A 26339-nucleotide genomic window follows, 5' to 3' on the forward strand; every position below is an offset into this window, starting at 1 on the left:
CGGATCGTCCTGCCCCCGCGACCCCTGCGGGACTGACCGGCCGACCGCGGTGGACCCCGTCCAGCCGTTGTCGGACCCCGCCCGGCCGCGGCGGGACCTCGCCCGACCGGATCCGGCCCGGTCCGGCGGGTGCTCCGGCGGTACGGTGGCAGGGGCGCGAGGGGTTCGAACAGGGGGGGCTCGGCCATGGAATCGACCCCGGGACAGGTCTTCCGCACCGCTGGTGCGCGGCGCCGACGGAGCGGGACGCCGACACCCGGCCGGGCCGGCCGTCCCCCGCGAGAGCTACGTGCGGGTGTCCTCCGCGGGGTGACGATTCCTCACCGCTCGCTCCCTAGCGTGGGGTTCAGCCGCGGCGCACCGCCGCGGACCGGTCGCAGGGCCGGGAACGCAACCGAGGGAAGAGTCGTCATGAAACTGGTGTGGCAGTGCCTGGCCGTGGTCGTGGTCTGCGCGGTCGGCGGTCAGTGCAGCACCGCGGTCCAGGGCAACCCCTGGCTCTCGCTCCTCGTCGGCACGCTGGCGGCCGTGCTCACACTAGCCGTCTACCGGTGGGTCGTGGGACGCACCGAGCGGCGCCCGGTCACGGAGCTGGCCCGCGAGGGGGCGTCCGGGGCGCTGCTGCGGGGCCTGGTCCTCGGGGTCGTGATGTTCGGGGCCGTCATCGCGAACATCTACCTCCTCGGTGACTACGCGGTCCACCGCTTCGGTTCGGCGTCCGGGGCGGTCGGGATGGTGGGCTTCATGGCGGGCGCCGCCGTCACGGAGGAGCTGATGTTCCGCGGCCTGCTCTTCCGGCTGGTGGAGCGCGGCCTCGGGACGTACCTGGCGCTGGCGCTGTCGAGCGTGGTGTTCGGCGCGGCCCACCTGCTCAACAAGAACGCCACCCTGCTGGGCGCCATCGCCATCGCGATCGAGGCGGGCGCCATGCTCGCCGCCGCGTACGCCGCCACCCGCTCCCTGTGGCTGCCGATCGGCCTGCACTTCGGGTGGAACTTTGCGGAGGGCGGCATCTTCGGCACCGAGGTCTCGGGCAACGGCGACGTCCACGGGCTGCTGGACTCCTCGACGTCGGGCGCCGAACTGATCACCGGCGGCGAGTTCGGCCCGGAGGCCAGCGTGTACGCGATGCTGTTCGGCGCGCTGGTCACCGCCGCCTTCCTGGTGCTGGCCCGCCGGCGCGGCCACGTCGTCCCCCGCCGGCGCGCCGGGCGCGTCGGCGCCCTCGCGGCGCTCGCCCGGTGAGGGGCCTGCGGGAGGCCGGTCGGGTCAGGCACCGGCTCGACGTCACCGTCCGCGACCTCCCCCTCGGGGTGCTGCTGCTGGCCCTGTCGTTCCTGCCGGGGCTGCGCGGCCACGGGACGCAGGTCGGGGACGTGCCGACCCGCCCGTTCGACGCGATCGCCGCCGCGGCCCTCGCGCTGGAGTGCCTCCCGCTCGCGGTGCGCCGGCGGTGGCCGGCGGTCTGCATCGCCCTGGTGGCGTGCGGCTTCGCCCTCGACCAGCTGCGCGGCTACCACTCGTCCGCCGGCGCCGCCCTGCCCCTCGCGCTGATCAGCACCGGCTCCCACCTGGAGCGGGGCCGGCGCACCACCGTGGTCCTGCTGTCCGCGGCGTACCTGCCGCTGGCGGTCGCGCTCACCCGGCTCGGCTCGGGCGGCGAGTCGCCCACGGAGTTCGCGGCGTTCTACCTGGTCCTCACCATGGCTTGGGGGGCCGGGGCGTGGCTGCGCTCCACCCGGGCGGCGGAGGCCGGACGGCGCGAGCGGGTCGCCGCCGAGACCCGCGCCGCCGAACGCGCCCGCATCGCCCGCGAGTTGCACGACGTGGTGACCCACCACGTGACCGCGATGGTCGTCCAGGCCGAGGCCGCCCGCTACCTGACCGCCGCACCCGAGCGGCTGGAGCAGTCGCTGACCGCGGTCAGCGACACCGGCCGCCGCGCCCTGACCGACCTGCGCCACCTGCTGGACTTGCTCAACCCCGACCACGGCACCGGCCACCGAAACAGCACCGACAGCGGTCGCGGCACCGGCACCGGCACCGGCACTGGCACGGCGGAGACTTCGGAGCCCAGGACGCCGACCGTCGGCCGGGTCCTCACCCTGGTCGAGCAGACCCGGCAGGCCGGGCAGCCCGTGGACTTCAGCGAACACGGCACCCCGCCGGAATCGACCGGCAGCGCCGACCTCGTCGCCTACCGGGTGGTGCAGGAAGCCCTGACCAACGCCCTCAAGTACGCTCACGGCAGCCGCACTTCCGTACGGCTGCGGCACGGGGAGAGGGAGATCACCGTGGAGGTCAGCACGGACGGGACCGGCACGCGCGCCGCCGCCGTCGCCTCCGGCGGCGGACGGGGACTCGCGGGACTGCGCGAACGCGTCGGCCTCCTGGGCGGCGACTTCAGCGTCGGCCACGGACCGGACGGCGCCTTCACCGTCCGGGCCCGCATCCCCGCCGGCGGCGCCCGGTGAGCGCACCGATCCGGGTCCTGGTCTGCGACGACCAGATGCTGGTCCGCACCGGCCTGGTCACCATCATCGGCGCCCAGCCCGACATGGAGGTCGCGGGCGAGTGCGGCGACGGGCGCACCGGCGTCGACCTCGCCCGCCGGGTGCGGCCCGACGTCGTCGTGATGGACATCCGCATGCCGGTCCTCGACGGCCTGGAGGCCACCCGCCTGCTGGCCGGCGCCGGAGTGCCCCACCCGGTCAAGGTCCTCGTGGTGACCACCTTCAACCTGGACGAGTACGTCTACGAGGCCCTGCGCGCCGGCGCCAGCGGCTTCCTCCTCAAGGACGCCCCGCCGGACCGGCTGCTCAACGGCATCCGGACCGTCTCCGCCGGCGCGGCCCTCCTCGACCCCGACGTGACCCGCCGCCTCGTCGGGCACTACGCGGCCCGCATCCGCCCCGCCGAGGACACCGCCCGCGACACCGCCCGGGACACCCCGCTCACCCCCCGCGAGCTGGAGGTGCTCCGCCTCGTCGCCGAGGGCCTCTCCAACCAGGAGATCGCCGCGGCCCTCGTCATCAGCCACGAGACCGTCAAGACCTTCGTCTCCCGCATCCTCGCCAAACTCCAACTCCGCGACCGCGTCCAGGCCGTCGTCTACGCCTACCGGCACGGCCTGGTCGCCTGATGGCGGCACCGACCCACGCTCCCGGTGGGTTTGATCCGCTTTGACGGACACTCCTGATAGGGGCTTCGGCCCTGGAAGGATGATGTCCATCATGGGGAGCATGGGGAAGAAGCCGTGCCCTCGCCGCTCGTTCACGCCGGAGTTCAAGGCCGAGATCGTCGAGCTGTGCCGCCGTGGCGATCGGTCCGTCGGTCAGGTGGCCAAGGACTTCGACCTGACCGGGACCGCGGTGCGGGACTGGGTGAAGCAGGCCGAGGTCGATGCGGGCGAGCGGGACGGGCTGACCAGTGACGAGCGGGAAGAACTGGCGAGGCCGCGGCGGGAGAACCGCCGGCTGCGGGAGGACGTGGAGGTCCTCAAGCGGGCCACGGCTTTCTTCGCGCAGGAGACCCGGTGACGGTGCACCCGTTCATCGAGGCCGAGAAGCAGGCAGGTCACAGCGTCAAGCGGGCGTGTGAACTGCTCAAGGTCTCCCGGGCCGCCTTCCACACCCGCCGAACCGCCGTGCCCAGGCGGCTCAGGTGGGGCGGATGACGGGGGAAAGGGGCTGGGCGGGGCGCACCGTCGGAGTGCCGCGGTCGATGTGGTGCTGGACGACGGCGGTCAGGGTCGTATCGACGCGGGCCAGGCACACGAGGCGCCGGGTCCAGGTGATGCCGTCCGCGCCCTCCTTGAGGGCCCCGACCGGGCCGCCAAGGTCCTCACCGGCCGCTTCGCCGACCTCCTCCCCCACGACGCCGCCGCGGCCCGCACCCTCACCTGACCCCTGGGGGTGCGCTGCCGGGTGGTGCAACGGCTTCCCGCTCGACCTGCCATCGAAGTTCGGCCACCTGACCGTCAATCAAGTCATAAGCGGAGCAACCTTGTTCACTTCCTGCTTGCGGCCCGCCCACCGCTGCCAGACTGGCCGGCGCCCCGCGAGGGGTGCGAGGCGTGTCCGTCGCCGCTCCGGGTCGGGGGAGAACGGGAGCGGCGTTCCGTGCGTGTGGGAGGGGAACAGTGGCAGCTCAGGAATCCTTGCTCAAGATCTACGGTGACCGGTCGTACCGGCACGTGACGATGGCCCGGCACCAGGGCACGACCATCGCGTTCGCGATGGACGCGTCCCGCCGGATTGTGTACGCGGTGCTGGACCTGGCCGGCCAGCAGTCCAAGGGGGACGCGGACGCGGCGTACTGGAGCGACAACCCGGCCGAGCTGGTCCTGCCGCGGGAGATCGCCGAGGTGGGGTTCGCCGTGGTCGGCGCGACCGCGATGCCGACGGTCAAGCGCGGCGGCGCCGAGGCGGCCGTCGACGAGCGGCCGTTGGACAGCGAGATCGACCCGTTCCTGTCCACGACCGCGCGGTTGACCGCGGACGCCCCGTTCCACGTGGTGTCGGACGGCACGTACGTGGTGGTGCTGCGGCAGTCGATCGGCGAGACGCACCCCGACGCCGTGCACAAGCTGGCCGACGGCGGCTGCTCCGCCAACGCCTCCCGCACCGACTACGTGCTCAGCGGCACGAAGAAGGTGCCGCTGGTCCGCGACACCCTGCTGTGCGACCGCTTCCTGCTGGTGGACGGCAAGCTCAAGCCGGTGCTGGAGGTGCGCTACAAGCGCAGCCGGCACGCCACCCGTCCCGCGTCGGCCAAGGACACCCTGGGCACCGAGGACATGGAGGGCCGGCCGTTCTACGAGCCGACCCAGGAACTGTCGTTCGTCCGCAACCTGACCCGGGGCCGGTTCGCCGCGGTGCTGGTGCCCACCGCGGTCGGCGGTGCGCGGCGCTGGCAGCTGTTCGCGCACAACGACGCCACCGGGAGGATCGACGGCTTCAGCGTCGAGCAGGGCGTCCAGGGGCTGTTCAACACCCAGGGCACGCGGTTCTACACCAGCCCGGACCCGCTGTACCGGGACGCGGTGTTCGAGCGCAGCCCGGGCACCTGCCCGTTCACCAACCAGGACCTGGTGCCGGTGGCCAGCACCGAGGGGCACGCGGAGACCGCGCTGGGCCTCAGCGGCGCCAACGACGCGCACGTCGACCTGGGCGACCCGGCGGCGCTGCGCTTCGGCGGCAAGGCGTACTCGATCGAGGCCTGGATCAAGCCCACCGCGTACGACCGCCCGGTGATCTCCCGGGGCGGGGAGTACCGGCTCGGCCTGGACGCCGGCGGGGCGCTGCGGCTGGCCCACGAGGGGGGCGCGACGACGGTCGGCTCGGTCGACGTCGTCCCCACGGACGTCTACACCCACGTCGCGGCCACCTTCGACGGGACGACCGCGAAACTGTACGTCAACGGCAAGCTGTCCGGCAGCGGGGCACTGCCGTTCACGCCGGCCACCGGCGCGAGCACCCTGATCGGCAAGCAGGTCTCCGGCGCCACCGGCCTCTTCGCGGGCGACGTCGACGAGGTACGGGTGTGGAACCGGGAGCGGTCCGCCGCCGAACTCGTGGACGACCTGAACCACCGCCTGGTCGGCAACGAGCCGGGCCTGACCGCCTACTACCGGTTCGACGAGGGCTCCGGCACCACCGCCTACGACCAGAGCGACCGGGCCCTGCACGGCACGCTCAAGGGCGACGCGAAGTGGACCGGCTCGGACGCCCCGGTCGGCGACCACCCCGGGGTGCGCCGCGACAGCTTCGTGCTCAAGGGGCGCACGGTCGAGTCCGGCATGTCCGCCGTGGTCTACCACCAGCAGGAGAACGTCGCGGCCGGCTACCGGAGCGACCCCAAGCCCGCCAAGCGGCAGGCCCGGGTGCTGCTGGCGTTCGCCGCCAAGTACGGCCAGGAGCCGGCCCTGGTGAGCCTGGACTTCGCCGTCGGCCGCGACGGCCGGCTCGCGCAGGTGCCCGACGTGCTGGACCCGGCGGTGCTCCGGCGGCCCGCGAAGGGCCAGGACTCCGAACAGGTGAGCGCCCTGCAGCAGTTGATCCGGCAGCTGGAGCCGGAGGTCGCCGCCCTGCCGGCGGAGATCACCCGGCTCTCGGCCACGGCCGGCCAGGTCGGCTACTGGCAGGGCGAGCACGACCGGCTGCTGCCGGGGTTCGACAGGCTGGAGCGGCAGTACCTCGCGGAGAAGGACGTGCCGACCGCCTGGAACTACGCCCTGGAGGTCAAGACCCCGCGCACGTCCGACGACGGCCAGGTGCTGCGGTACTTCAACGCCCCCATCAACACGTTGGTCATCATCACCCTCGTCTCCTCCCGCTCGACCTGGCGGCTGGAGGCCACCGGCGAGAGCCAGAACGGCAAGCCGTTCTACTGGCTGGTCGGCAACAACGTGAACAACCTCGACCTGCACGTCTACAAGAACGGGTCGGCGCAGAACACCCTGCTGGACACGATCGTCCGCGAACCGGGCAACCCCTTCACCCAGTTCCAGCTGACCGCCGAGGGCGAGTACACCCGCATCGTCAACCGGGGCAGCAAGCTCGCGCTGGGCCTGCCCGCCTCGTTCCCGGTCCCCGCCCCGGTCCAGGCGAACGAGTGCCTCACCGGCGACTCGGGCCTGATCAGGATGGTGCAGGTCTCGCTGCGCTCGGGGGTGGACGCGGCGTACCTGCAGGCCAAGAACGAGATGAACACCGTGCGCGAACGCCTCCAGGAGGCGAAGACGGCCGCGCAGCGCGTCAGCGAGCTCCAACTCGTCCTGACCGGCAAGCAGGCGCAGTTGAAGGACGCCCAGGAGAAGCTGGCCCGCCTGTCGACCGCCCTGCAGGGCGACGACGACCTGACCGTGGCGATGCCGCTGATCTCCGTGGACACCACCGGGCTCAGCCTCTCCGGCGGCCTGCTCGAATTCGCCCGCGGCACCGACCGGCCCGCGCTGCTCGACAGCGGCACCGGCAACGTCGTGCTGTACTTCCGCGGCGCCAACGAGCAGTTCTTCGCCGTCTACTACGACACCGCCGTCACCCGCGGCACCCAGCGGCTGACCGGCAACGGCGGCACGCTCGGCTTCCTCGCCCGCGACCCTGGCGTCCTGCTGGAGGGCGCCGTCATCAAGGTCTCCGACGGTGACGCCCCCGGCCGCTGCGACCTGACGATCACCGTCGGCGGCGACACCGAGACCTGGCGCTCGCTGCCGCGCAAGGCCGAGCAGCTGGCCGCCGCCCTGGCCGGGCAGTCCGGCCAGCCGGTCACGGTCGGCACCGTCGCCCAGGTGACCGGCAGCACCGTGGAGTTCACCGCGGCCACCACCGTCGCGGTCGCGGCCAAGGCCCACCTGCAGATCGGCGCCAACGGGTACGCCGCGTCCGCCGACGCCCCGGTCGGCGCCAAGACGCTCACCCTCACCGGGCCGGGCACCGCGGTCAAGCCGGGCGACACGGTCACCGTGGTCGGCTACGACTGGGCCCGCGCCGAGTCCACCCGGGTGGGGGTCCTGCTCTCCGCCGGCTCCCGGCTGATCACCCTGAGCACCGGCGGCGCCACTTCCGTGCCCAACGGCACGGCCGTCCCGGTGACCGGCGGCCGCGGCTGCCGCTGGCGGGCCGAGATGCCCGGGCGCGCCTTCCTGTTCGACGGCAAGGACCAGTACCTCACGCTGCCCGCCGCCCAGCAGAAGAACGCCGTCCCCGCCGGCGACCTGACCCTGGAGGCCTGGGTCAACCCCGAGGCCGGGCAGGGCCGGATCGTGCACGGCCGGACGGACGGGTCGGGGTACTCGCTGGGGCTCGCCGAAGTCGGGCTGCCGGTACGGCAGTTCGTCGGCCAGAGCAAGGAGGTGCTGACCAACTCGCTCGACCTGTCCAACCGCGACTTCACCATCGAACTGTGGGCCAAGCGCAACCAGGCCCGCGGCCGCGTCGAACCGCTGCTGTTCCACGGCGCGCCGGAGGGCCGGGTCGACCAGACCCTGCACCTGTGGATCCACCCCGACGAGACCTTCTACTTCTCGCTGTACGGCGACGACCTGAAGACCACCCAGGCCTACCCGGACCTGGAGTGGCACCACTGGGCCGCGGTGTACAAGAGCGCCACGCGCGAGCAGATCCTCTACCGGGACGGCGTCGAGGTCGCCCGCCGGACCTCCACCGGCACCTACGCGGGCAACGGCCCACTGGTGCTGGGGCAGTTCCCCTTCTCCGGCGACTACCTCGACGGCCAGATCGACGAGGTCCGCGTCTTCGGCCGCGTCCGCACCCCGCAGGAGATCTCGGCCCAGCGCTACCAGCGGATCTCCGACCGGGAGCCCGGCCTGCTGGGCCGCTGGACCTTCGAGGGGGCGGGCAGCCCGGCCTCACCGATCAAGGGCTACCAGGTGGTCGCCCGGGTCGGCGACCGGGTGCTGCGCTCGGCCGGCCGCTTCCCGTGCAACGAGTGGGCACACCTCGCCGCGACCTTCACCCAGGCCTGGGCCCTGCGCCTGGACGGCGGCGAGGGCCTGTCGGTGGCCTCGCAGGACTCGCTGAACCTCCTGGAGGACCTCACCATCGAGGCGTTCGTCCAGGTCGACAAGGTGGGCGCGCCGATGGCGCTGGTCACCAAGGGCGCGGCCGTCAACGGCGGCCGGGAGGGCGTCCCGTACCAGCTGGGCGTCCTGGCCGACGGCCGGGTGGAGTTCGCCTTCGCCGAGGCCGACGGGAACCCCGTCCGGTACGTCTCCGACCGGGCCGTCAGGCCCGGGGCCTTCCAGCGGATCGCCGTGGTGCGCCAGCGCCGCAAGGCCGAGGTGTCCGCCGCCACCGGCACCCAGGCGGCCGCGGCCGGCCAGCCCGAGCAGGACATCCGCTTCTACTTCGACGGCACCCTGGCCGGCGCCCACGTCTACGGCGGCCCGGGCGCGCAGTCCAACAGCAGCGACCTGGAGATCGGCCGGGGCCTGAACGGCGTCCTGTGCGAGGTCCGGCTGTGGAGTTCCGCACGGACGATCCACCAGATCGGCCAGCCGGTCGCCGTGCGCGAGAAGGGGCTGCTGGCGCGCTGGCCCTTCAACGAGAACGCCGGCAACACCACCCTGGACGTCTCCGGTTCCTTCCCCGCCAAGCTGCGCGGCGCCCGCTGGACCCGCGACGTCGACCCGGCCGCCAGCCCGCTGCGGCTGTACCGCAACGGCGAGCCGCTGCTCGCCACCACCGCCCCGCTCCCGGCGGACCTGCTCCCCTACGGCGACCCGCAACTCACCCTCGGCGCGCGGCTGGAGGGGGGCAGGCCCACCGACCTGCTGGCCGGCACCCTGGAGGAGGTGCGGATCTGGCGCACCGTGCGCACCCGGGAGCAGATCCTGGACAACCTGTTCACCCGCCTGCGCGGCGACAAGCAGGACCTGCTCGGCTACTGGACGTTCGACCGGGACTCCACCGCCGCCGCCACCGCCTCGGTGCGCGACGAGGGCCTGCGCGGCAACAACCTGGCGTTCTCGACGAAGCGGCCGCGGATCCTGCTCTCCACCGCGCCGGTGTCCACCGACACCGCCCAGGTGCGCTCGGCGCTCGCCGACGTCCGCACCCCGTTCCACGACACCGTCTCCGGCGCACCCGCCGCCTCCGAGTACGCCGACCTCCAGTTCGACGCCAAGGGCGAGACGCTGGGCGTGCTCAAGCGCTGCTACGGCTTCGTCCGCGACGGCCGCTGGCACCTGGTCACCGGCTACAAGGTCGGCGACCTGACCACCGAGTGGGTCGGCCAGGCCCAGTTCGACCCGCAGCTGATGGGCTACATCGAGGGTGCCCCGCCGGTGCCCTCGGAGAACCTCACCGGCAAGCCCGACGGCTTCCCCGCCGCCTCCTCGGTGGAGTTCACCGAGGCCGACCAGGTGGTGCACAGCCTCTCCGCCAGCAAGACCCGCAGCACCAACACCGCCTTCAACGTCTCCTTCGGCCTGGAGACCGTCGCCGACGTCATGACGGTCGCCGCCCCCCTCGGCTTCGGCACCGCCAGCCCGCTGGCCGAAGGCCAACTGAAGATGGCCGCGACGGCCGGCCTGGAGTTCTCCAACACCTGGAGCGAGGACACCACCGTCAGCCAGGGCAAGAACACCGCCCGCAGGACCAGGCTGGAGCTGACCGGGTACACCGAGGACCCCGCGAACGTGCTGAACTCCGACCTCGGCCCCCGGTACGTTCCCGCCAACACCGGCATGGCGCTGGTGCAGTCGCAGACCGCCGACGTCTTCGCGCTGCGCCTGGCGCACACCGGCGCCCTCGTCGCCTACCGGATGCTGCCCAACCCGGACATCCCGCTGGACTGGAACATCGTCCACTTCCCGATCAACCCCCGCTACACCAAGCAGGGCACCCTGGACGGCGGGGTCGGCTTCGACGCCTCCGGCAAGGTCCTCGACCCCGACTACCCCACCGCCGCCGGCTACGGCGAGTACAGCTACTTCAAGCCCCGCGACGCCTACGCGCTCAAGCGCCGCATCACCCGCGACCAGCAGCGGTTGCAGGCCTACTACCAGTCGATCTCCACCGACGTCGGCCACAACTCGGGCACCGAGCCCGCCGAGACCCAGGCCAAGGCGGTGCTGCGCTCGATGGGCATGTCCGCCGAGCAGCAGGAGGACGCCCGCACCGCCACCGGCAGCGCCGCCGCCACCGGCTTCGCGCACCGGGACCTGGTCAACACCTACGTCTGGACCGCCCAGGGCGGCTTCTTCGCCGAGACCACCGAGGCCACCGACGCCGTCAGCGAGACCACCTCCGGCTCGTACAGCTTCACCTACTCCTACGGCGGCAACCTCGACCTGAGCTTCGGCGCCCTCGGCCTCGGCTGGGCCTTCCACCTCGACGCCTCCCGGGGCGGCGGCTTCAGCACCACCCGGGCCAAGAGCAAGGAGGCCTCCCGCAGCTTCGGCCTCGACGTCCAGTGTGCGCCCTCGAGCGACCTGCAACGCCGGGACGCCAACGGCAAGCCGAAGTACGACGCCGCGGGCAAGCCGGTCCTGGTGCCGGGCAAGGTCGACGCCTACCGCTTCCTCACCTTCTACCTCGGCGAGAGCAGCGCCAACTTCGACGACTTCTACCACAAGGTCGTCGACCCGACCTGGCTGCAGGGCAGCAACGCCCCCGACGCGGCCGCGCTGCGCCAGACCCGCCAGAGCTCCGCCAAACCCCCGTGCTGGCGCGTCCTGCACCGGGTCACCTACGTCAGCCGGGTCCTCGCCCCCGTCCCCCCGCCCGGGGCGCCGCCGCTGGAGCGGGCCATGCGCACCGAGAACATCGCCAGCAACTACGAGCTGATCAAGCGCCTCGAACCGTACGTCCGCCCCGCCGCCACCAGCTCGGCCGGCCTCGCCGCCGCCACCCGTGACGCCCTCGCGGCCCAACTGCCCGAGCTCCTGCCCCACGCGGCCGAGATCACCGAGTACCTCGGCCACTACTTCGGAATGGAGAACTGAGCCCCCGCCCGGCTCTCGACGGCACTCGGCGTGACCGCAATCGGTCACGCCGAGTGCCGCGTCCACCATCGGGCTCAACTACTGGGCTCCGCAGGCCCGGTAGGCGGCGATCAGGTCGCGGCACCTTGCCGTCGGGCCTCGCGCTGGAGGTCGTAGCCGGGCTGGATCCGCAGGTTCTTGCCGGTCTTGGATGTGGCGCAGCGTTTCCGCAGAAGGCAGCCGGTGCGGTGGTGGCCGAAGTTCGCCGTGCGAGGAAGGCCGGGACCACGGTCCGGTGAGAGCGGGACGCCGTGACCTGCCGGCCGGCGGGCCGATGGGCGACCGGTTTGAAGAACAGCGTGTGCCCGGCCTCTGCGAGAACCTGACGCGCGGCGCCGGTGGAGTAGACGCTGTCGCCGAAGGCCTCGACGCTCCGGTCCTCGTCGGCGAGCAGGTCGCAGGCGACGTTCGCCTCGTGGTGCTCGCTCCGGGCGCCGGGGGGTGAGGGCGACGACGGTTGTCGATCGTGGTCTCGGGCTCGACGGCGAGGTGGGCCTTGTAACCGTCCTGGCGGCGGGTGCGGGTCTTGTGGACGTGGCGGGAGTCGGCATCAACGGTGGAGACGATCCGGTCGGGGGCGGTCCCCCGGGTGATGCGCCAGCGGCCGTCGGGGTCGTCAGGGTCGTCGGCGGGCCCGACGTCCTGCCCGGCGACCAAGGCCAGCAGACCCACCGCGTTCGCTGCCCTGTCGCCGAGCTGCCGCTCGGGCAGGTGCCCGAGCGGCCCGAGCGCGTCACCGACCAGGGCGTCCACGAGATCCGCGGGCCTGCTCCTCGCTCCGGGCGATGCGGGACTTGCCCGGATCGCGGTAGTCGTGCGCGGTGCGCTGCACGTCGGCGCCAGTTGCTTTCACGACCTCCCGCACCGCCTCGAACACCCGGTTCGGCGAGGTGGAACGGGCAGCACGCCGACGGAAGCAGGCCAGCAGCGACGGGTCGAACGCGGTGTCGTGCGGGCCGAGTCCGCACGCGGCTTTCCCTCGCAGGTCGCCGCGCAGTTCCTGGACCGTCTCGAAGCCCGACAGGCCGTGCAGGGCCTGCAGCGTGATCGCTGGGGCCAGGACCTGCGGCGGCATGCTCGGGCGACCGTTCGCCGACGGGTACGTGTCCGCGAACAGCAGCGCCGGGAACAGCCGGGCCGGTGCTCGGCCAGGAACGCAGACACACTCTCCGCCGGAACCAACTCCCGGCAGGTCTCCCACACATCCGGCCCGACCATCTCCCCGGCCCACTCCACCAGTGCCACAAGACGAGCCTGGGCTCACCACCCACACGGCGAGGCCGGAACCAAAGATCTTCGTCAGTCTTCTCGGTGCGGGCGGTGAACCCCCGCCCGGTTCTCCTGCGCCGTGGCCAGTTCGCGCGCGGCGCTGTCGCCGTTCCAACGCAGGTCGCGCAGCATCAACTCCCGCTGCCCATCGGAGCCGGCCGGCATCGTTCCGCAGCCGAAGCGGCCGCTGCCCAGCCCGAAGAGGTCGGTGCCAGGTTCGTGGCAGTGGCGGGCCGGGGCACTCCTCCGGGTGGAAGGCACGAAGCGGTGGCGGGTGGCGAACAAAGCCGCCAAGGCCGCGCGCACTCGGCGACCACCGCCCGCGAGACGGCACGGTCCGCACACGTCTGCTGGCAGGACGAACTGTCCCCGCACTGAATTCCCACCTGGCGACAGGGCGCTCCTGCCCCTGCCCGGCGCAGGCGTGGACATGTCGTGCTTGCCCTTCGGAGCTGTGCTGCGGAGCCTTCGAGTGGGCGGTCCAGTCGGGTGACCGCGCTCTGGCGCTACTTGACGACGGTGGTGGTGCCGCAGGCCCGGCAGTGGCGCAGGAGGGCGCCGACGGCACGTCCTGGACGACCTGGGCCGGCGCGGTGGCGCACTCGGCCGGGCAGTGGGCCGGGGCTGTTGCGGTCCGGTGGTGGCCGGGTCTCGCGCTGGGAGGCAGCCACCGGCCGGGGCGGTCGGCGACTTCGGCGGGAAGCGGTCCAGCGGATGCCCGAGCCGTCGTCAAGTCCTTGATCCGCCCGGGATAGTGTCCACGTGTTCGAGAGGGTCCCGATGAGGGGCCGGGGAGGGGAGGACGCCATGAGCGGCGCCGAGATCGACAGCGCGTGGGAACTGAGCGACAGGAAGGGCGGGGCCCTCGCGGTCCGGTGGTGGAAGTGGGCGATGTCGGCCCCGGCGGACCTCAGTCCGGTCCGCGACAAGACGGGTAGGCACGCCGCCTGGAACCAGCCGGACGATCTCTGGTTCCTCGCCGGTACCTACGGCGGCCGGGTGGTGCGGCGCTGCGCGATCCCCTCGGGCCGGCCGATCTTCTTCCCCGTCCTGAACAGGCAGCACCCCCGGTCCCAATCGAAGACGCCCCTGTCCTTGACCCCCGTGCACAGCACGGCCTCGCTCAACGGCGTACCCCTGACCCTGCGGGAGTTCTCCGCGCCGTTTTGGACGGGGCTCACCCGCCGCCACACCTGGGGGATCTGGAGCGGCATCGCCTCGCTGGCTCCCGGCCCGTACGTCCTGGAGATCAAGGCCGAGGCCACGAGCGGCTTCTGGGTCGACACGACGTACCACTTGGAAGCCGAAGCGCGTTGACCCGCCCGCGGCCTCGCGCGGCCGGATTCCCGGCACGGGAGGAGAGGTACTCCGTCCGCAACAGCCTCCCCTGCGGCAGTTCGGGCTGAAGACCGAAGGTCGGCCCTCGTGGTCGGAAAGGAACTGGAGGACATCGGGCGCGAACGTCCGGCCGGAACGGTGCGGTGACGATGACGGTGGGAAGCCCGGCGAAGGGCACTGGTCGTCAGCTGCCCATGCCGCGCATGGCCCAGGCGTACATGGAGTCGCAGGCCTCGGATTCCTTGTCGAAGCTTTCAAGGACGGAGTGCTCGACGAGTACGGGAACGTTGTCCGGCAGGTACTTGGGGCTGGGTAGGCCACGCACCATGAGGACGTACCACCTTTCGGGCACTTCGGCTTTTCGGAAGGCGAAGAAGAGTTCGCGGCGGTTCACGGGCGAAGGTCTCCGTTCAGGAAGAGGACCCCTGATCCCGGGGTCCGGAAGGCCGTTCGGGACGGCGACGGCGATCCGCGGCTTCCGGCCGCGTGCCGTCCGGAGGGCGAGCACACATGCAATAATCGTCCATATGACGATAACTGGAGAACGGTTGCGGGACGCCGTGCGCGACATGGCCGCCGAGCTCGATGGCGTCACGCCGGACGATCTCGCCGCCTTCAGCCACCAGGACTGTGCCCGCCCCTACCTCTTCGTCCGGGACGGGATCATCCACTGGGTCGTGGAGGAGCGCGGCCGAGTGCTCCATCACCGGAGCACCGGCGACCTCGCTGAGGCCCTGCACTGGGTCGCCCTCGATGCCACCCGCTCGATGGCCATGCGGTGGGAACTGCGGCAGCGAGACCGCTTCCCCGCGAACCGGGACAGTCGGATCGGCTGGCTGGCCAAGCAGGTCGAGCTGCTTCGGCGCCTTGACGCCCGATGGGCCGAGCAGTTCCGCGCAGGCATCCCCGCCCAGTGCCCGGGAGTCCGTCTGGAGGACGTGGACGCCCACCCGCTCACCTGACCGTCCGACAAGTGGGTGGGACTTCCCGCACGAGCCGGTGGTCAGCGGCCCGCCCGGCGCCGGTGCGCCCGGTCCGCGTCATCGCCCTGGAGTCCACGGGGCGAGGGGCCGCTTCAAGGTCGGCGAGCGCGGTGTCGGCGAACTCCCGCGCCGACGGGGACCGGAATCGGGCAGGGGTAGTCTGACTTCTCCCCTTGCCCTCCCCCGCAGCGTCCGCCATCGACCGGGATGCCGACGCGGCCTGACCGCCGAGGGACGTCAGATGGACGGCCCTTCACCAATGCGGGTGGTACTCGTCCTCGCAGGCTTCCTCGGCCTGTTCGACCTCCTTGGCGGAGGTGAACCGGTGGGTCTCGAAGTACTCCGCAAGAGAGTAGGGGTGCTGCGGGTCGCTCAGCATCCGGTGGAGGAACTCCCCGACGGAGCAGTCGAAGCGCTCCCAGGGGTCCCATCTGTCCCCGCGAGCGAAGACCGGCCACTTCTCCGGGTCCGGGTCCTCCGGCAGCCAGCAGAACGAGTGTCCGGCGGAGGTCGTCGCCCACTGCAGAAGCCGGAGAGTGGATCCCTCGGTGGGAACGGGCCCGCCGAACTCACCGCTGCCCGCGGTGACCAGCTGAAGGGGCAGAGGCCGTGAGCCCGGCACGCAGAGGTCGAGGCTGCCGTCGAAGGTGCCCGCGGCACCCGCTCCAGCCGGTCGACGCGGCCACCTCCTCGGCCCAGGACGGCTCAGCGGGTTTCACGGCGAGGTCATCAGCAGTGTCCATGCCGAGGAGTGGACCGCACGGCGCCGACATCAACCGCAGGGAGGTGCATGATCGGGGGCCGCGAACGGAGCCTGTGCATCTGTACTTGGCTGAGCAACTTCGAGGAGCACCTGCTGCGGCGGGAAGGGAGCACCCAGGCCCGTCTCCCGACAGGTGCACCGGCACAACCGCCCGCCCGGCCTGGCCGGGGCCCGCAGCGGCTGCCCCGCACAGACCGGCGTCGGAAGCGGGCGCTACGGTGCAGCACTGCCATGGACGCTGACGATCTTGAGCACCGACACCGTGGCGGCTCCGGCAAGAGGCGACGATGAGCCGGCAGGGCGGACCCGGTGTTCCGCATCTGCAGGAAGAGGGCAGCAGGGCCTTCCACGCCGGGACCGCGCAGGACGTGCGCTTCGTCGGCGCCCGCATTCCGGCCGAGGCGAAGGACGGCTTCGACTACGGCTTCGCGGCCTGGGACCGTTTCCACCACTCCCGCAGATCCTCCCCCGCCCGGGTCGAACAGCCGTCCCCGTCCGCGTCGACCCAGCGCCGGGATGCGGTACGGAGGCAGCCGGTACGGTGCTCTTCCGCCGCCGGCAGCGCGTCGATCGCCTCCCACAGCGTGGTGGTCACCTGCTCGCCAGTCGTGCGATGGTGTCCGAGGGCCGCTGGGACGGCCGAAGCAAGGCCAGGAGCGGACCACGGCGTTGGTCGGGACGGCGGGTCGCCTGCCTTCCCGGGCGGCTCGCTCCTGTGAGCTCTCCTGGCCCAGCTGGCGGCTCACAGGGAGGTGGTCGCGCTGTGACGCGGCAGCCGGACTATCGTCTCGCCATGGATCCGCTGACGTTCGACTACGAGGACCTGCATCTGCGCGTGGACCGGGGGGTGTTCGAGCTGTTCGTCGTGGGGAGATCCGAGCTCCGGGTGCCGCTGCGATGGCTCGGGGCACTGGTCCACTACAGGAGGCCCGACAGAGCCGGCCAGTTGTTCGTCGGCACCGTACGCGATCCGAACGCCGCGCTCTACGGGACCGACCGGGCTGCCTTCTCGTACTCCACCTCGCCGGCGTTGCGGGTCCCGCCCGGTGACGAGCCGTTGTTCCGCGCGTACTTCGCCGGGGTGGCCGCGCTCGCCGACCGGAGGGTGGTCTGACATGGGACCTGCGGAGCCGATGATCTTCCAGCACGAGCGCCTGTACATTCAGGTCGACCGAGGGATCCTTGAGGTCTTCCGGCGGACCAACGTCATCGGGTCGTACCGGTACCCGCTGGCCTGGGTGACGGTACGTGCCGAGCCACGCCGGGATGGCCGTACCCGGCTGCACTTCGGCACGGCCGAGGACTTGGGCGAACCGCTCTACGGGCGCGTGCCGGGCTATGGACCCGTCTTCTTCAGGCACGAGATCCCGACCGCGGACGAGCCCCTCTACCGCGCCTTCTTCGCCGAACTCGCCCGCCTGGCCGGCCGCCCGATCTCCACGTAGGACCGAGACCGGGTGGCCGGAACCACCCAGCCAGTCCCGCGATCAGGACGGCCCGCGCGCTGGGGCTCCTGGAGGCTGGGGTGGGCGGGGCGGGGCCTGGAGGTCGCGCTGGTTCAGGACGCGGAGACAGCCCCGCCCCGCCGCCCGGACGCCTAACCCGTGAAGAGCCCCTCACACCCGCGAGGCCCCGGCCGCGGCGGGACGGGCGGGCAGACGGAAGCGGGGCCCGCGCCGATGCGCGGGCCCCGCCGAGTGCCTGATCGGCTACCAGCGGTACCAGCGGCCGCGGCTGCCACCGGCGTTGGTGCCGCGGGCGACGAAGCCCACCAGCCACACCACCAGCACGATGATCGCCACCCACCACAGGATCTTCACCGCGAAACCCGCGCCGAACAGCAGCAGGGCCAGCAGCAGAACGAGAAGAAGGGGAACCATGAGGACCTCCACGCAGTCGGTGTCGGTGCGCCGCATGCCCCTGAACTGGCCGAATATTCACAGGAATCAGCGCGGCCGATGCGGGCATGCGTCGATCCCGACACCGCGGTGGGGGCACCGGGGAACAGACACGGCAACGAGGAGGACGCGATGAGCACGGGCGACAAGATCGAGAACCTGGGCGACAAGGTCAAGGGCACCGTCAAGGAGACCACCGGCAAGATCGTCGGCAACGAGCGCCTCGAAGCCGAAGGCAAGGCCGACCGGACCAAGGGCGACCTCAAGCAGGCCGGCGAGCACGTCAAGGACGCCTTCAAGGGCTGACCGCTCGCAGCAGTCACACCGTGGGGTCCCATCCGGCCGTCGGATGGGACCCCACCGGCGTACCGGAAAGAGCCGCGCCCAACCGCGCGGACAGCAGACAAGAGAGGAAGACGTGACAGCAAGGATCGTCGGTGCGGGGCAGGAGACGACCGGGCGCTCGGGGGCGGGCGAGCGGGCGACCGGCCGGGGGCCTGAGGCGGTGCTCGCAGATACGGCAGAGCTTCGCACGGCGGGCCGAGCCACTGCGGACGCACAGGACGCGGCTCCGGCCGGCCGCAGAACGGCCAGGAGGAGGCGGTGGGTCGCTGCCGCGGCCCGGTGGCTCGTCCTGGTCACCGCCCTCCTGGCCTCGATCGCCTTCGCGGCCGCACTGGCCCGAGTCACACTGGCACCCGTGCCCGGGGCGGTCGGCCACGTCCACGACAACCTGCGGCCCGGCAATTCGCTGCGCCACTACCTCCTGCACGCCACCGTGCTGGACGCCGTCCGGCAGGTGGGCGGGAACGTCCTGCTCGGCGTGCCGTTCGGACTACTGCTGCCGGTGCTCTGGCCGAAGGCCCGCGGCCTGTTCCGGGTGCTGCTGGCAACCGCGATGCTGATGCTGCTGGTCGAGGTGGTCCAGGGCGCGCTCATCACCGGCCGGGCCTTCGACGTCGACGACATCATCCTCAACACCGGCGGCGCCGTCCTCGGCTACCTTCTCCTGGGGCGCCGACTCGTCCGGGTGGTACGACGGGGCCGGACACCGCACGCCACCGCCCCTCACGAACAGCAGGTCCCGCCGGGCACCGAACCCGACCTGACACGGATCGACTGACACCGCGACACAAACCAGCCCGCCCCGGCAGGCCAGCCGGGGCGCAGCACGGGGGCGGCGGCCCGGGGCAGGACAGCCACGAGGAGGAACGGGACGGCAGCGCGAGGCGCGGACGCGAATGTCTCCTTCCCTGAAGCGCGCCGCCCCGACGACACCAGCGCGGCGCGGATTGCGCGCCGGCAGCAGCGGCTCGACCGCCGCCCACTGAGCATCCGCCAACGACCAGTCGTAGGGCGGCTTGCGCGAGCAGGCACACATGGCGGTGATCCTCGCGGACGGCCCGTCCGCGAGGATCACCGCCAGCACGTCACGTCTCGCAGCCGATCAAGTGCCCGACACTTTCTCAGCCGCGCCCCTTGGGCGCGTTGCCCTCGACGGCCTGGACGACCTTCTTCGCCGTGGCCTTGGCCGAGGCCGGGTTCTGGCCGGTGACGAGGTTGCCGTCGGTCACGACGTAGGGGACGAACGGCAGGGCCGCCTTCTCGTAGAGCGCGCCGCGCTGCTTGGCCTTCTCCTCGGCGTTGTAGGGGATCAGTCTGTCGACACGGGCGAGGACCTCCTCGGTCCAGGCGAATCCCGTCATCCTGCGGCCGGCGATGAGGTGGGAGCCGTCGGAGAGCCGGGTGTTGAGCAGGCCGCAGTAGCCGTGGCAGACCGAGGAGACGATGCCGCCGCGCTCGTGGATCTCGCGGGTGATGCGCTGCAGGCCCTCGCTGTCGGGGAAGTCGTACATCACCGCGTGGCCGCCGGTGAAGTAGATCGCGTCGTACTCGGAGGGGTCGATCCGGTCCGGGCTCGCCGTGTTCTCGAGCAGTGCCATCTTCCCGGGGTCGGCGTGCCAGGCTTTGGCCGTCTTGTCGTAGTTCGGGAACTTCAGGGCACGCGGTTCGAGGGGCACCGCGCCGCCGGCCGGGCTGACGAGTGTCTGTTCGTAGCCGTGTTCCTCGAAGACGTGCCAGGCGTGCGTGAGTTCGGAGAGCCACAGGCCCGTGGGGTGGGACGGGTCGTCGTAGTGGCCGACGTTGGTGACGACGTGGAGGACGCGCTTGGTCATGACTGATCTTCCTTCGTGCGGACCGGGACGGCGCGGCGGCGCTCCGTCGCAGCGGGGCGGTCGGTGGGCGGGCGCGCAGGGCGCGCAGCGTCTTGAACGCCCGGGTGCGGGTCGGCGCCGGGATCGCGGTGGTGGTCGTCCCGTCCTCAGCTCCTCCGGTCCCGGACGGAGGTGGGGACGGGCATGTGCAGGGCCAGCTGGCCCTCGGTGGTGACGTCGAGCCGGATCGTGCGGATCGGCTTCAGCGAGCGCAGGTCGTCGCTGGTGCGGCCCTGGCCGAGCTGCAGGTCCAGGCCGCGGGGGAAGTGCGTGGTGCCCGAGGCGAGCGTGTTGGTCTGACTGGTCGTGGAGTGCCAGGCGCCGTCGATGGTGGTGTAGGAGGTCAGGGTCGAGACGTGTGCGCCGGTGGGCCGGGCGGTCTGCTTCGGGGTGGGGGCCGCCAGGGCGAGGTCGAGGCCGCCCTGGTCGTTGGCGATCCTGGCGGAGGTGCGTTCGGTGTCGATGTCGACGTCGAGCTCGGTGACCCACTTGGGGAACCCGTAGCCGTCGTGGCCGCGTACCTGCGCGATGTCGGTGCTGACCGGTAGCGAGAGGACGTAGGAGTGCAGGGAGTCGTTCTTGAGCCCGGTGACCAGGTCGAGCAGGCCCGGTCCGCCGTGCCGGGCCGGTTTCACGGCGATGCCGACCGCGGCCTCGGTGTAGAAGTCGATGTCGCACACGTCGTAGCGGAAGGCCATCACGGAGACGATCCCGAGCCCGGGGGCGATCTCCAGCGGGTCCAGCTCCCGGGGCAGGCGGGCCCGGACCGCCTTGGTCGGTGCGAGCATCGTGAGCCGGGTCGTGGAGATGCGGTAGTAGAAGTTCGGCGTCAGCGTGGGTCCGATGCGGGAGTCCACGCGGCTCTTCGGCATCCGGCGGAAGAAGTCCACGCTGCTGACCCGCGGGTCCCGCGCGACCTCGTCGAGGTCGGTGTCCATGCGGAACCGGTCGTAGAGGCCGCCTTCGGGGACGGTGACGAGACGCCCTGCGAGGTCGACCCCCACGGTCCGGTCGGTCGGTTCGCCGGTTGGTGCCATGGGCTCTCTCCTCTGATGTGAGCGGCGCTAACGCCGAGGGTCGCACGGGATGTGAGCACCGTCAACACTGGAGGGCCCAAGGCGCGGCAGGGCGCAGGGCGCGCGAGGGCCGGGCGGCGTACGTCAGGAGCCGAGCGACGTGAGGGCGAGGAAGGCGCCGCGCACCCGGTCGGCGACCTCCTCCTGCGATGCGGCCCGCAGCTTGCCGTCCAGGTGCAGGCAGGCCAGCCCGTGGGCGAGCCCCCAGCCCGCCGACGCCAGCGCGGAGGCGTCCGCGCCGGGGAAGACGCGCTCCAGTGCGTCGGCCAGCAGGTCGTGCAGGGCGCCGGCGGCCTTGACCCGCTCGTCGTCGGCGTCGTCGCAGGGCTTGCCGAACATCACGCCGAACAGGGCCGGGCGCCGCAGCGCGAAGGCGACGTAGGCCACGGCGAACTCGGCCAGGTCGGAGGGGGAGGCGGGCAGGTCGCGCCCGCCGCCCAGGTCGGCCAGCAGGTCGCGGAAGCCCTCGACGGCCAGCGCGGACTCCAGGGCGTCGCGGTCCTTGAAGTGGCGGTACGGCGCGGTCGGCGACACGCCGGCCCGGCGCGCGACGGCGCGCAGCGAGAAGGGTTCGCCGCCCTCCAGCATCTCCATCGCGGCCGACAGCAGCGCCGCCCGCAGGTCGCCGTGGTGGTAGCTGCTCTTCTCGGATGTTGACATTGCTTACTTCGCCCTCCTATGCTGTGTGAGCACCGTAAACATATCGTACGTCCGAAGGAGCCGGGACCCGATGCCCCCACGCACGAACTCACGCCGCTTCGACGTCGTGCTCCTCGGCGCCACCGGCTTCACCGGCGCGCTGACCGCCGAGTACCTCGCAGCCCACCTCCCTCCCGGAGCCGGGCTCGCCCTGGCCGGACGCGACCGGGCGAAGCTGGAGGCCGTTCGCGACCGCCTCGTGCGGATCAACCGGCAGCTGGAGGACACCGCGCTGCTGCACGCCGACTCCCGCGACCCGCGGTCCCTGGCCCGGGTCGCCGAGTCCGCGCGGGTCGTGATCACCACGGTCGGCCCCTACCTGGAGCACGGCGAACCGCTGGTCGCGGCCTGCGCCGCGGCCGGCACGGACTACGTCGACCTCGCGGGCGAGCCCGAGTTCGTCGACCGGATGTACGTCGAGCACCACGCGACGGCCGAGCGGACCGGCGCGCGCCTCGTCCACGCCTGCGGCTTCGACTCGATCCCGCACGACCTCGGCGCGCTCTTCACCGTCCAGCAGCTGCCGGCCGGAGTGCCGGTGACCCTCCGGGGCGTGGTCCGCACCAACGCCACCGTCTCCGGCGGCACCCTGCACTCCGCCCTCGGCCAGCTGTCGCGCCCGCGCGCGATGCTGCGGGCCGCGGCCGGACGCCGCCGCCTCGAACCGCGACCGCACGGACGGCAGGTCCGCACCCGCACCGGCCGCCCCCGTCGCGACCGCACGCTCGGGACCTGGCTGATCCCGCTGCCCACGATCGACCCCGACGTCGTACGGCGCTCCGCGCTCGCCCGCCCGGACTACGGGCCTGACTTCACCTACTCCCACTACGCCGGGGCCCGACGCGCCGCCACCGTCGCCGGCGCGCTGGCCGGCTTCACCGCAGCGCTGGCAGCCGTGCAGGTCCCGCCCCTGCGCCGCGCCATCGGCCGACGCGTCCCCCGGGGAGAAGGGCCGTCGGCGGAACGCCGCGAACGCACCCGGTTCACCGTCGACCTCATCGGCGAGGGCGGCGGTCGGACCGTGCACACCCGGGTCAGCGGTGGGGACCCCGGCTACACCGAGACGGCCAAGATGCTGGCCGAGTCGGCGCTGTGCCTGGCCTTCGACGACAACCCGCCCACCGCCGGCCAGGTCACCACCGCCACCGCGATGGGCGAGAACCTGCTGCGCCGACTCGGCGACGCCGGCATCTCCTTCACCGTGATCAGCGCGCGGACGACGCCCCGCGGCGGACGTTGAGCAGGGCCGCCCCCGCACACCGATCGCTCCCGTCTCGCCGACGACGGCCATCGGCTCCGGCTACCACCGGCCGCCGGTCGCCGAGTTCGAGCGGCACGGGCGGCACGCCCGAGCGCGGCGAACCACGGGCGGGCCGACGCGAGAACCGGGCCCGCTGCGACGAGATTGGCGACCCCGCGCGAGCCGTCGCCGGCGCCGACACGACCCCGCACTACCGGCACCACGCCTACCGGGGCCTCCACACCGCCGCCCTGACGACGGCACGTTGGCGCCGATCGGAGCAGCCGGCGGCCTCGCTCGCCCCTTCTCGTCCGCCTCGGTGACACGCTGGCACCACACCGGCGGCCAGACGCCCCGGGCTCGACCAACGACCGCACCATCACGTGGTGCCGACGGCACCCCTCGCAGTCGAACTGCCGTCGGCACCCGCACCACCCACCGCAAGGAGACCCCGTGCAGACCGTCCTCGGCGCCGGCGGACCGATCGCCGACGAGCTCGTGAACGAGCTCCACCGCCACCACACCAAGGACATCCGCCTCGTCAGCCGCAAGCCGGCGAGGGTGAACGACACCGACGAGCTCGTGGCCGCGGACCTCACCGACGCCGACGCCACCAGCCGTGCCGTCGCGGGCAGCGACATCGCCTACCTCACCGTCGGCCTGCCCCTGGACTCGGAGCTGTGGGAACGCCAGTTCCCCGTCATGATGCGCAACGTCATCGACGCCTGCGCCGCACACGGCACGAAGCTCGTCTTCTTCGACAACACCTACATGTACCCCGGGGATCCGACGCCCCAGACCGAGTCGACGGCGTTCGCACCGGGCGGACGCAAAGGACGGGTCCGCGCACGGATCGCCACCATGCTGCTCGATGCCGTGCGGGCCGGACGGGTCGAAGCCCTGATCGGCCGCGCGCCCGAGTTCTACGGGCCCGGCCGGACGAAGAGCTACACCAACTCGTTGGTGTTCGACCGGATCAAGGCGGACAAGCGGCCGTTCGTCCCGATCGACGCCCACACCGAGCGCTCCCTGATCTGGACCCCCGACGCGAGCCGCGCCCTCGCCCTGCTCGGCAACACGTCCGACGCCTACGGCCAGACGTGGCACCTGCCCATCGACCCGGACCGGCAGTCCTACGCCCAGCTCATCGGGATCGCCGGCGAGGTCACCGGCCGCACCATCGGCTACACGGTGCTGCCGATGCTCGCCTTCCGCCTCGGGCGCCGCTTCGTCAAGCCGCTCGACGAGATGGACGAGCTGCTCGCCCGCTACCGCGCCGACAACATCTTCGACACCTCGAAGTTCGCGGCCCGCTTCCCCGAATTCCAGGTCACGAGCTACCGGGAGGGAGTGAGGCAGCTCCTCGCCGACCACTGAACCCGAACCCGTTGAACTCGAACCCGTGACGTCGGCTCCGCGGCCCTGTCCGCACAGCGCCCCTACGCCCCGGACCCGGGGCGAGGGCACGCGGCCGGGCGGCCTCCGTGGTCATCCGGGTGCGATGGACCCCTGCCGAGCAGGTGAGCCGGTGGCCGCCACCTGCCGCACTACTGCGACGCCAGCCACGCCTCCCCCGCAGAGTGGACGTGCAGGTCCACGACGACCTCCTCCCCCTCCCGCCGGCCCCGCTCCGAGATCGCGAGGCCGATCAGCGCCAGCTCGCCGGCCCGGCCCCGCAGCACGTACTGCTCACGGGTCTCTTCGCCGACACCGCCCAGTTCGTCACGCTCCCAGGCGGCCACCGCCGCCTCGGCCACGGCCCTGGGCAGTCGCACCGTGACACGGCCGACCTGGGCCTCGACCTGCTTGCCGATCGCTGCCAGTACCTTCGAGTCCTCCCGGTACCGGAGGTACTGCTCCTCATTCGCCACGGCACGAGGCTACTGCGATCACTCGGCTCGCCTCGACGGAATAAGGCGGTCCCGTCGGGATCTTCTGCTCGCCGCTCCGGACGCGCCGTTGACCGACCCGTGGTGGGCGCGGATGCCGGCGGCATCGGCCCGCAGCTGCGCGCTCCTCGGGCCGCACGTCGCCCTGGCCGTGCGGCGAGCACCTCGACCGGCGGTGCCAGTCGAGCGGTGGGCCCGCCCGTCGTCAACCCCAGGGTTGACGACGGGCGCCCCGACCGCCGCCTATGGTGCGGGGATGCGCGAGGGTGGGTACGGGCGGCTGCTTCGAGTCGATCCCGTGGTGGTCGACGCGGTGCTCGCGGCCACTTTGGCCGGGGTGACCGTCGTCTACGCCTTCCAGACGTACGCGGCCCAGTACCGGGCCCAGGGCTGGCGGCCGTTCGACGCGTGGGCGATCGGACTGACCCTCCTGGTCCACCTGCCGCTGGTGCTGCGGCGCCGTGCGCCGTGGGCCGTGTTCCTGGTCTCCTGCGCAGGGTTGCTGGTCTACGCCGCGGCCCGCTACCAGCCGTCGGTGAACCCGTGGGCGCCGCTGCTGGCCTGCTACACCGTGATCGTGCACCGTCCGAACCGGGCGACCCCCGCCGCGGCGGCGACCACCGGGGTCTGGACGGTGAGCGGGGTGGCGGCCGGCATGACGCCCGCGCTGGCGCTGGCGCAGTCGGCGATCTGCGTCGGGACGGTGTGGTACTTCGCCACCGGAATGCGCAACCTGTCCGAGCGCAACACCCAACTCGCCGACCTGACCGAGCGGTTGCGGCGGGAGCAGGCCCTACGGGCCCAGCACGCCGTGGTCGAGGAGCGGGTGCGCATCGCCCGCGAGCTGCACGACGTGGTCGCCCACCACCTGTCAGCCCTGTCCGTGCAGGCCGGACTGGCCGACTACGTCTTCACCTCCGACCCGGCCGCCGCCCGGGCGGCGCTGACCTCCATCGGGGCCACCAGCCGGGCGGCACTGGAGGAGATGCGCGGACTACTGCAGGTCCTGCGGCTGGCTCCGGAAGCCTCGTCCGAGGAGGACCGGCTCTACCACTCGGCCCCCGGCCTGGACCGGCTGGAGGAGCTGGTGGAGCGGACCAGGGCGGCCGGTGTGGCGGTGGAGGCCACCGTACGGGGCCGGGCGCGCCCGCTGCCCGCGGGCGCCGACCTCTGCGCCTTCCGGCTCGTCCAAGAGGCGCTCACCAATGTGATCAAACACGGCGGCCGACCGGTCACCGCCACCGTGGCACTGGAGTACGGGGCGGACCGGCTGACCGGCCTGGTGGCGGACGACGGGCGCGAGGGCGGCTCCGGCGTGCCCGGGAGCGGGCTCGGCTTGATCGGGATGCGTGAACGCGTCAAACTCTACGGCGGGTCGGTGGAGGCCGGTCCCCGGCCCGGCGGAGGCTTCGAGGTCGCCTTCTCGATACCCTTCCCCGTGTCCGGCGCGTAGCGGCAG

Annotated in this window: 26 protein-coding genes; 16 read left to right on the plus strand and 10 right to left on the minus strand. The window is 72.4% G+C overall.

Going from position 1 to position 26339, the window contains the following annotated elements:
- Positions 1 to 411 precede the first annotated feature (411 nt).
- The 7 genes from ACZ3J7_RS20180 (at position 412) to ACZ3J7_RS20210 (ending at position 11470) form a co-directional block, all read left to right on the plus strand.
- Entirely contained in the window at positions 412 to 1245 is an 834-nt protein-coding gene (locus ACZ3J7_RS20180; RefSeq protein ID WP_465622839.1) for a lysostaphin resistance A-like protein, read from the plus strand.
- Positions 1242 to 2474 carry a sensor histidine kinase gene (locus ACZ3J7_RS20185; protein WP_465622841.1) on the plus strand — a complete coding sequence of 411 codons (1233 nt, stop codon included), beginning with the start codon at positions 1242 to 1244 and terminating at the stop codon, positions 2472 to 2474. The genes ACZ3J7_RS20180 and ACZ3J7_RS20185 overlap by 4 nt, the downstream gene beginning before the upstream one ends.
- Positions 2471 to 3142: a response regulator gene (locus tag ACZ3J7_RS20190; protein WP_465622843.1), complete on the plus strand. Its 672-nt coding sequence runs from the start codon at positions 2471 to 2473 to the stop codon at positions 3140 to 3142. Before ACZ3J7_RS20185 ends, ACZ3J7_RS20190 begins: the two co-directional genes overlap by 4 nt.
- 100 nt (positions 3143 to 3242) lie before the next feature.
- A complete protein-coding gene (locus ACZ3J7_RS20195) occupies positions 3243 to 3539 on the plus strand; it encodes a transposase (protein ID WP_465622845.1) in 297 nt (98 codons plus the stop codon).
- Entirely contained in the window at positions 3536 to 3676 is a 141-nt protein-coding gene (locus tag ACZ3J7_RS20200) for a hypothetical protein (RefSeq protein WP_465622847.1), read from the plus strand. Before ACZ3J7_RS20195 ends, ACZ3J7_RS20200 begins: the two co-directional genes overlap by 4 nt.
- 52 nt (positions 3677 to 3728) lie before the next feature.
- Positions 3729 to 3905 carry a hypothetical protein gene (locus ACZ3J7_RS20205; RefSeq protein WP_465622849.1) on the plus strand — a complete coding sequence of 59 codons (177 nt, stop codon included), beginning with the start codon at positions 3729 to 3731 and terminating at the stop codon, positions 3903 to 3905.
- 236 nt (positions 3906 to 4141) lie between these two features.
- The gene (locus ACZ3J7_RS20210) at positions 4142 to 11470 is read left to right on the plus strand and encodes a LamG domain-containing protein (RefSeq protein WP_465622851.1); all 7329 of its coding nucleotides are present in this window, start codon (positions 4142 to 4144) and stop codon (positions 11468 to 11470) included.
- Positions 11471 to 12242: 772 nt separating this feature from the next.
- Here ACZ3J7_RS20210 and ACZ3J7_RS20215 read toward each other — a convergent pair.
- Both ACZ3J7_RS20215 and ACZ3J7_RS20220 read right to left on the minus strand, forming a co-directional pair.
- The gene (locus ACZ3J7_RS20215; RefSeq protein ID WP_465622853.1) at positions 12243 to 12782 is read right to left on the minus strand and encodes a transposase; all 540 of its coding nucleotides are present in this window, start codon (positions 12780 to 12782) and stop codon (positions 12243 to 12245) included.
- Positions 12783 to 12808: 26 nt separating this feature from the next.
- Positions 12809 to 13084, minus strand: a complete 276-nt coding sequence (locus ACZ3J7_RS20220; RefSeq protein WP_465622855.1) for a hypothetical protein — start codon at positions 13082 to 13084, stop codon at positions 12809 to 12811.
- A 501-nt stretch (positions 13085 to 13585) separates the two neighbouring features.
- Here ACZ3J7_RS20220 and ACZ3J7_RS20225 point away from each other — a divergent pair.
- Entirely contained in the window at positions 13586 to 14095 is a 510-nt protein-coding gene (locus tag ACZ3J7_RS20225) for a hypothetical protein (RefSeq protein ID WP_465622857.1), read from the plus strand.
- Positions 14096 to 14300: 205 nt separating this feature from the next.
- Here ACZ3J7_RS20225 and ACZ3J7_RS20230 read toward each other — a convergent pair whose 3' ends face one another.
- On the minus strand, positions 14301 to 14444 hold the full coding sequence (locus ACZ3J7_RS20230) for a hypothetical protein (protein ID WP_465622859.1): 144 nt from the start codon (positions 14442 to 14444) through the stop codon (positions 14301 to 14303).
- A gap of 199 nt (positions 14445 to 14643) precedes the next feature.
- Between ACZ3J7_RS20230 and ACZ3J7_RS20235 the strand changes: the two genes are divergently transcribed.
- Positions 14644 to 15078, plus strand: a complete 435-nt coding sequence (locus ACZ3J7_RS20235) for an Imm63 family immunity protein (protein WP_465622861.1) — start codon at positions 14644 to 14646, stop codon at positions 15076 to 15078.
- Between the two features lie 274 nt (positions 15079 to 15352).
- On the opposite strand, the gene ACZ3J7_RS20240 is transcribed toward ACZ3J7_RS20235, so the two are convergent.
- A complete protein-coding gene (locus ACZ3J7_RS20240; protein ID WP_465622863.1) occupies positions 15353 to 15478 on the minus strand; it encodes a hypothetical protein in 126 nt (41 codons plus the stop codon).
- An 802-nt stretch (positions 15479 to 16280) separates the two neighbouring features.
- A complete protein-coding gene (locus ACZ3J7_RS20245; protein WP_465622865.1) occupies positions 16281 to 16457 on the minus strand; it encodes a hypothetical protein in 177 nt (58 codons plus the stop codon).
- Between the two features lie 198 nt (positions 16458 to 16655).
- Between ACZ3J7_RS20245 and ACZ3J7_RS20250 the strand changes: the two genes are divergently transcribed.
- A complete protein-coding gene (locus ACZ3J7_RS20250; protein WP_465622867.1) occupies positions 16656 to 16976 on the plus strand; it encodes a hypothetical protein in 321 nt (106 codons plus the stop codon).
- A gap of 19 nt (positions 16977 to 16995) precedes the next feature.
- Positions 16996 to 17307, plus strand: a complete 312-nt coding sequence (locus tag ACZ3J7_RS20255; RefSeq protein WP_465622868.1) for a hypothetical protein — start codon at positions 16996 to 16998, stop codon at positions 17305 to 17307.
- A 264-nt stretch (positions 17308 to 17571) separates the two neighbouring features.
- Here the strand turns inward: ACZ3J7_RS20255 and ACZ3J7_RS20260 are convergent, their stop codons facing one another.
- Entirely contained in the window at positions 17572 to 17742 is a 171-nt protein-coding gene (locus ACZ3J7_RS20260) for a hydrophobic protein (protein WP_465622871.1), read from the minus strand.
- A 150-nt stretch (positions 17743 to 17892) separates the two neighbouring features.
- On the opposite strand from ACZ3J7_RS20260, the gene ACZ3J7_RS20265 reads away from it, so the two are divergent.
- Together ACZ3J7_RS20265 and ACZ3J7_RS20270 are read left to right on the plus strand one after the other, a co-directional pair.
- Positions 17893 to 18066, plus strand: coding sequence for a CsbD family protein (locus ACZ3J7_RS20265; protein WP_465622873.1), 174 nt, complete (start codon positions 17893 to 17895; stop codon positions 18064 to 18066).
- A gap of 394 nt (positions 18067 to 18460) precedes the next feature.
- Positions 18461 to 18883, plus strand: coding sequence for a VanZ family protein (locus tag ACZ3J7_RS20270; RefSeq protein ID WP_465622875.1), 423 nt, complete (start codon positions 18461 to 18463; stop codon positions 18881 to 18883).
- 343 nt (positions 18884 to 19226) lie between these two features.
- Here ACZ3J7_RS20270 and ACZ3J7_RS20275 read toward each other — a convergent pair whose 3' ends face one another.
- The 3 genes from ACZ3J7_RS20275 to ACZ3J7_RS20285 all read right to left on the minus strand — a co-directional run bounded on the left by ACZ3J7_RS20275 (position 19227) and on the right by ACZ3J7_RS20285 (position 21712).
- Positions 19227 to 19937: a type 1 glutamine amidotransferase domain-containing protein gene (locus ACZ3J7_RS20275; protein WP_465622877.1), complete on the minus strand. Its 711-nt coding sequence runs from the start codon at positions 19935 to 19937 to the stop codon at positions 19227 to 19229.
- A gap of 146 nt (positions 19938 to 20083) precedes the next feature.
- Positions 20084 to 21013: an acetoacetate decarboxylase family protein gene (locus ACZ3J7_RS20280; RefSeq protein WP_465622879.1), complete on the minus strand. Its 930-nt coding sequence runs from the start codon at positions 21011 to 21013 to the stop codon at positions 20084 to 20086.
- A gap of 123 nt (positions 21014 to 21136) precedes the next feature.
- Positions 21137 to 21712 carry a TetR/AcrR family transcriptional regulator gene (locus ACZ3J7_RS20285; RefSeq protein WP_465622882.1) on the minus strand — a complete coding sequence of 192 codons (576 nt, stop codon included), beginning with the start codon at positions 21710 to 21712 and terminating at the stop codon, positions 21137 to 21139.
- A 70-nt stretch (positions 21713 to 21782) separates the two neighbouring features.
- Here ACZ3J7_RS20285 and ACZ3J7_RS20290 point away from each other — a divergent pair, with 70 nt between their 5' ends.
- Positions 21783 to 22991: a saccharopine dehydrogenase family protein gene (locus tag ACZ3J7_RS20290; protein WP_465622884.1), complete on the plus strand. Its 1209-nt coding sequence runs from the start codon at positions 21783 to 21785 to the stop codon at positions 22989 to 22991.
- A gap of 453 nt (positions 22992 to 23444) precedes the next feature.
- Entirely contained in the window at positions 23445 to 24368 is a 924-nt protein-coding gene (locus ACZ3J7_RS20295) for an NAD-dependent epimerase/dehydratase family protein (protein WP_465622886.1), read from the plus strand.
- Positions 24369 to 24538: 170 nt separating this feature from the next.
- On the opposite strand, the gene ACZ3J7_RS20300 is transcribed toward ACZ3J7_RS20295, so the two are convergent.
- Entirely contained in the window at positions 24539 to 24862 is a 324-nt protein-coding gene (locus ACZ3J7_RS20300) for a hypothetical protein (RefSeq protein WP_465622889.1), read from the minus strand.
- Positions 24863 to 25136: 274 nt separating this feature from the next.
- Between ACZ3J7_RS20300 and ACZ3J7_RS20305 the strand changes: the two genes are divergently transcribed.
- Complete coding sequence (locus tag ACZ3J7_RS20305; protein WP_465622891.1) at positions 25137 to 26333, plus strand: sensor histidine kinase; 1197 nt, start codon at positions 25137 to 25139, stop codon at positions 26331 to 26333.
- The last annotated feature ends 6 nt before the right edge of the window (positions 26334 to 26339 follow it).

It is taken from the genome of Kitasatospora sp. NPDC015121, from assembly GCF_055562955.1.

Bases quoted from the DNA above. Each gene is read 5' to 3' on its own strand.
- ACZ3J7_RS20180 (WP_465622839.1), top strand. From the start codon at position 412: ATGAAACTGGTGTGGCAGTGCCTGGCCGTGGTCGTGGTCTGCGCGGTC.
- ACZ3J7_RS20195 (WP_465622845.1), top strand. From the start codon at position 3,243: ATGGGGAAGAAGCCGTGCCCTCGCCGCTCGTTCACGCCGGAGTTCAAG.
- ACZ3J7_RS20225 (WP_465622857.1), top strand. From the start codon at position 13,586: ATGAGCGGCGCCGAGATCGACAGCGCGTGGGAACTGAGCGACAGGAAG.
- ACZ3J7_RS20230 (WP_465622859.1), bottom strand. From the start codon at position 14,444: ATGGTGCGTGGCCTACCCAGCCCCAAGTACCTGCCGGACAACGTTCCC.
- ACZ3J7_RS20235 (WP_465622861.1), top strand. From the start codon at position 14,644: ATGACGATAACTGGAGAACGGTTGCGGGACGCCGTGCGCGACATGGCC.
- ACZ3J7_RS20240 (WP_465622863.1), bottom strand. From the start codon at position 15,478: ATGCTGAGCGACCCGCAGCACCCCTACTCTCTTGCGGAGTACTTCGAG.
- ACZ3J7_RS20250 (WP_465622867.1), top strand. From the start codon at position 16,656: ATGGATCCGCTGACGTTCGACTACGAGGACCTGCATCTGCGCGTGGAC.
- ACZ3J7_RS20255 (WP_465622868.1), top strand. From the start codon at position 16,996: ATGATCTTCCAGCACGAGCGCCTGTACATTCAGGTCGACCGAGGGATC.
- ACZ3J7_RS20260 (WP_465622871.1), bottom strand. From the start codon at position 17,742: ATGGTTCCCCTTCTTCTCGTTCTGCTGCTGGCCCTGCTGCTGTTCGGC.
- ACZ3J7_RS20265 (WP_465622873.1), top strand. From the start codon at position 17,893: ATGAGCACGGGCGACAAGATCGAGAACCTGGGCGACAAGGTCAAGGGC.
- ACZ3J7_RS20275 (WP_465622877.1), bottom strand. From the start codon at position 19,937: ATGACCAAGCGCGTCCTCCACGTCGTCACCAACGTCGGCCACTACGAC.
- ACZ3J7_RS20280 (WP_465622879.1), bottom strand. From the start codon at position 21,013: ATGGCACCAACCGGCGAACCGACCGACCGGACCGTGGGGGTCGACCTC.
- ACZ3J7_RS20285 (WP_465622882.1), bottom strand. From the start codon at position 21,712: ATGTCAACATCCGAGAAGAGCAGCTACCACCACGGCGACCTGCGGGCG.
- ACZ3J7_RS20290 (WP_465622884.1), top strand. From the start codon at position 21,783: ATGCCCCCACGCACGAACTCACGCCGCTTCGACGTCGTGCTCCTCGGC.
- ACZ3J7_RS20305 (WP_465622891.1), top strand. From the start codon at position 25,137: ATGCGCGAGGGTGGGTACGGGCGGCTGCTTCGAGTCGATCCCGTGGTG.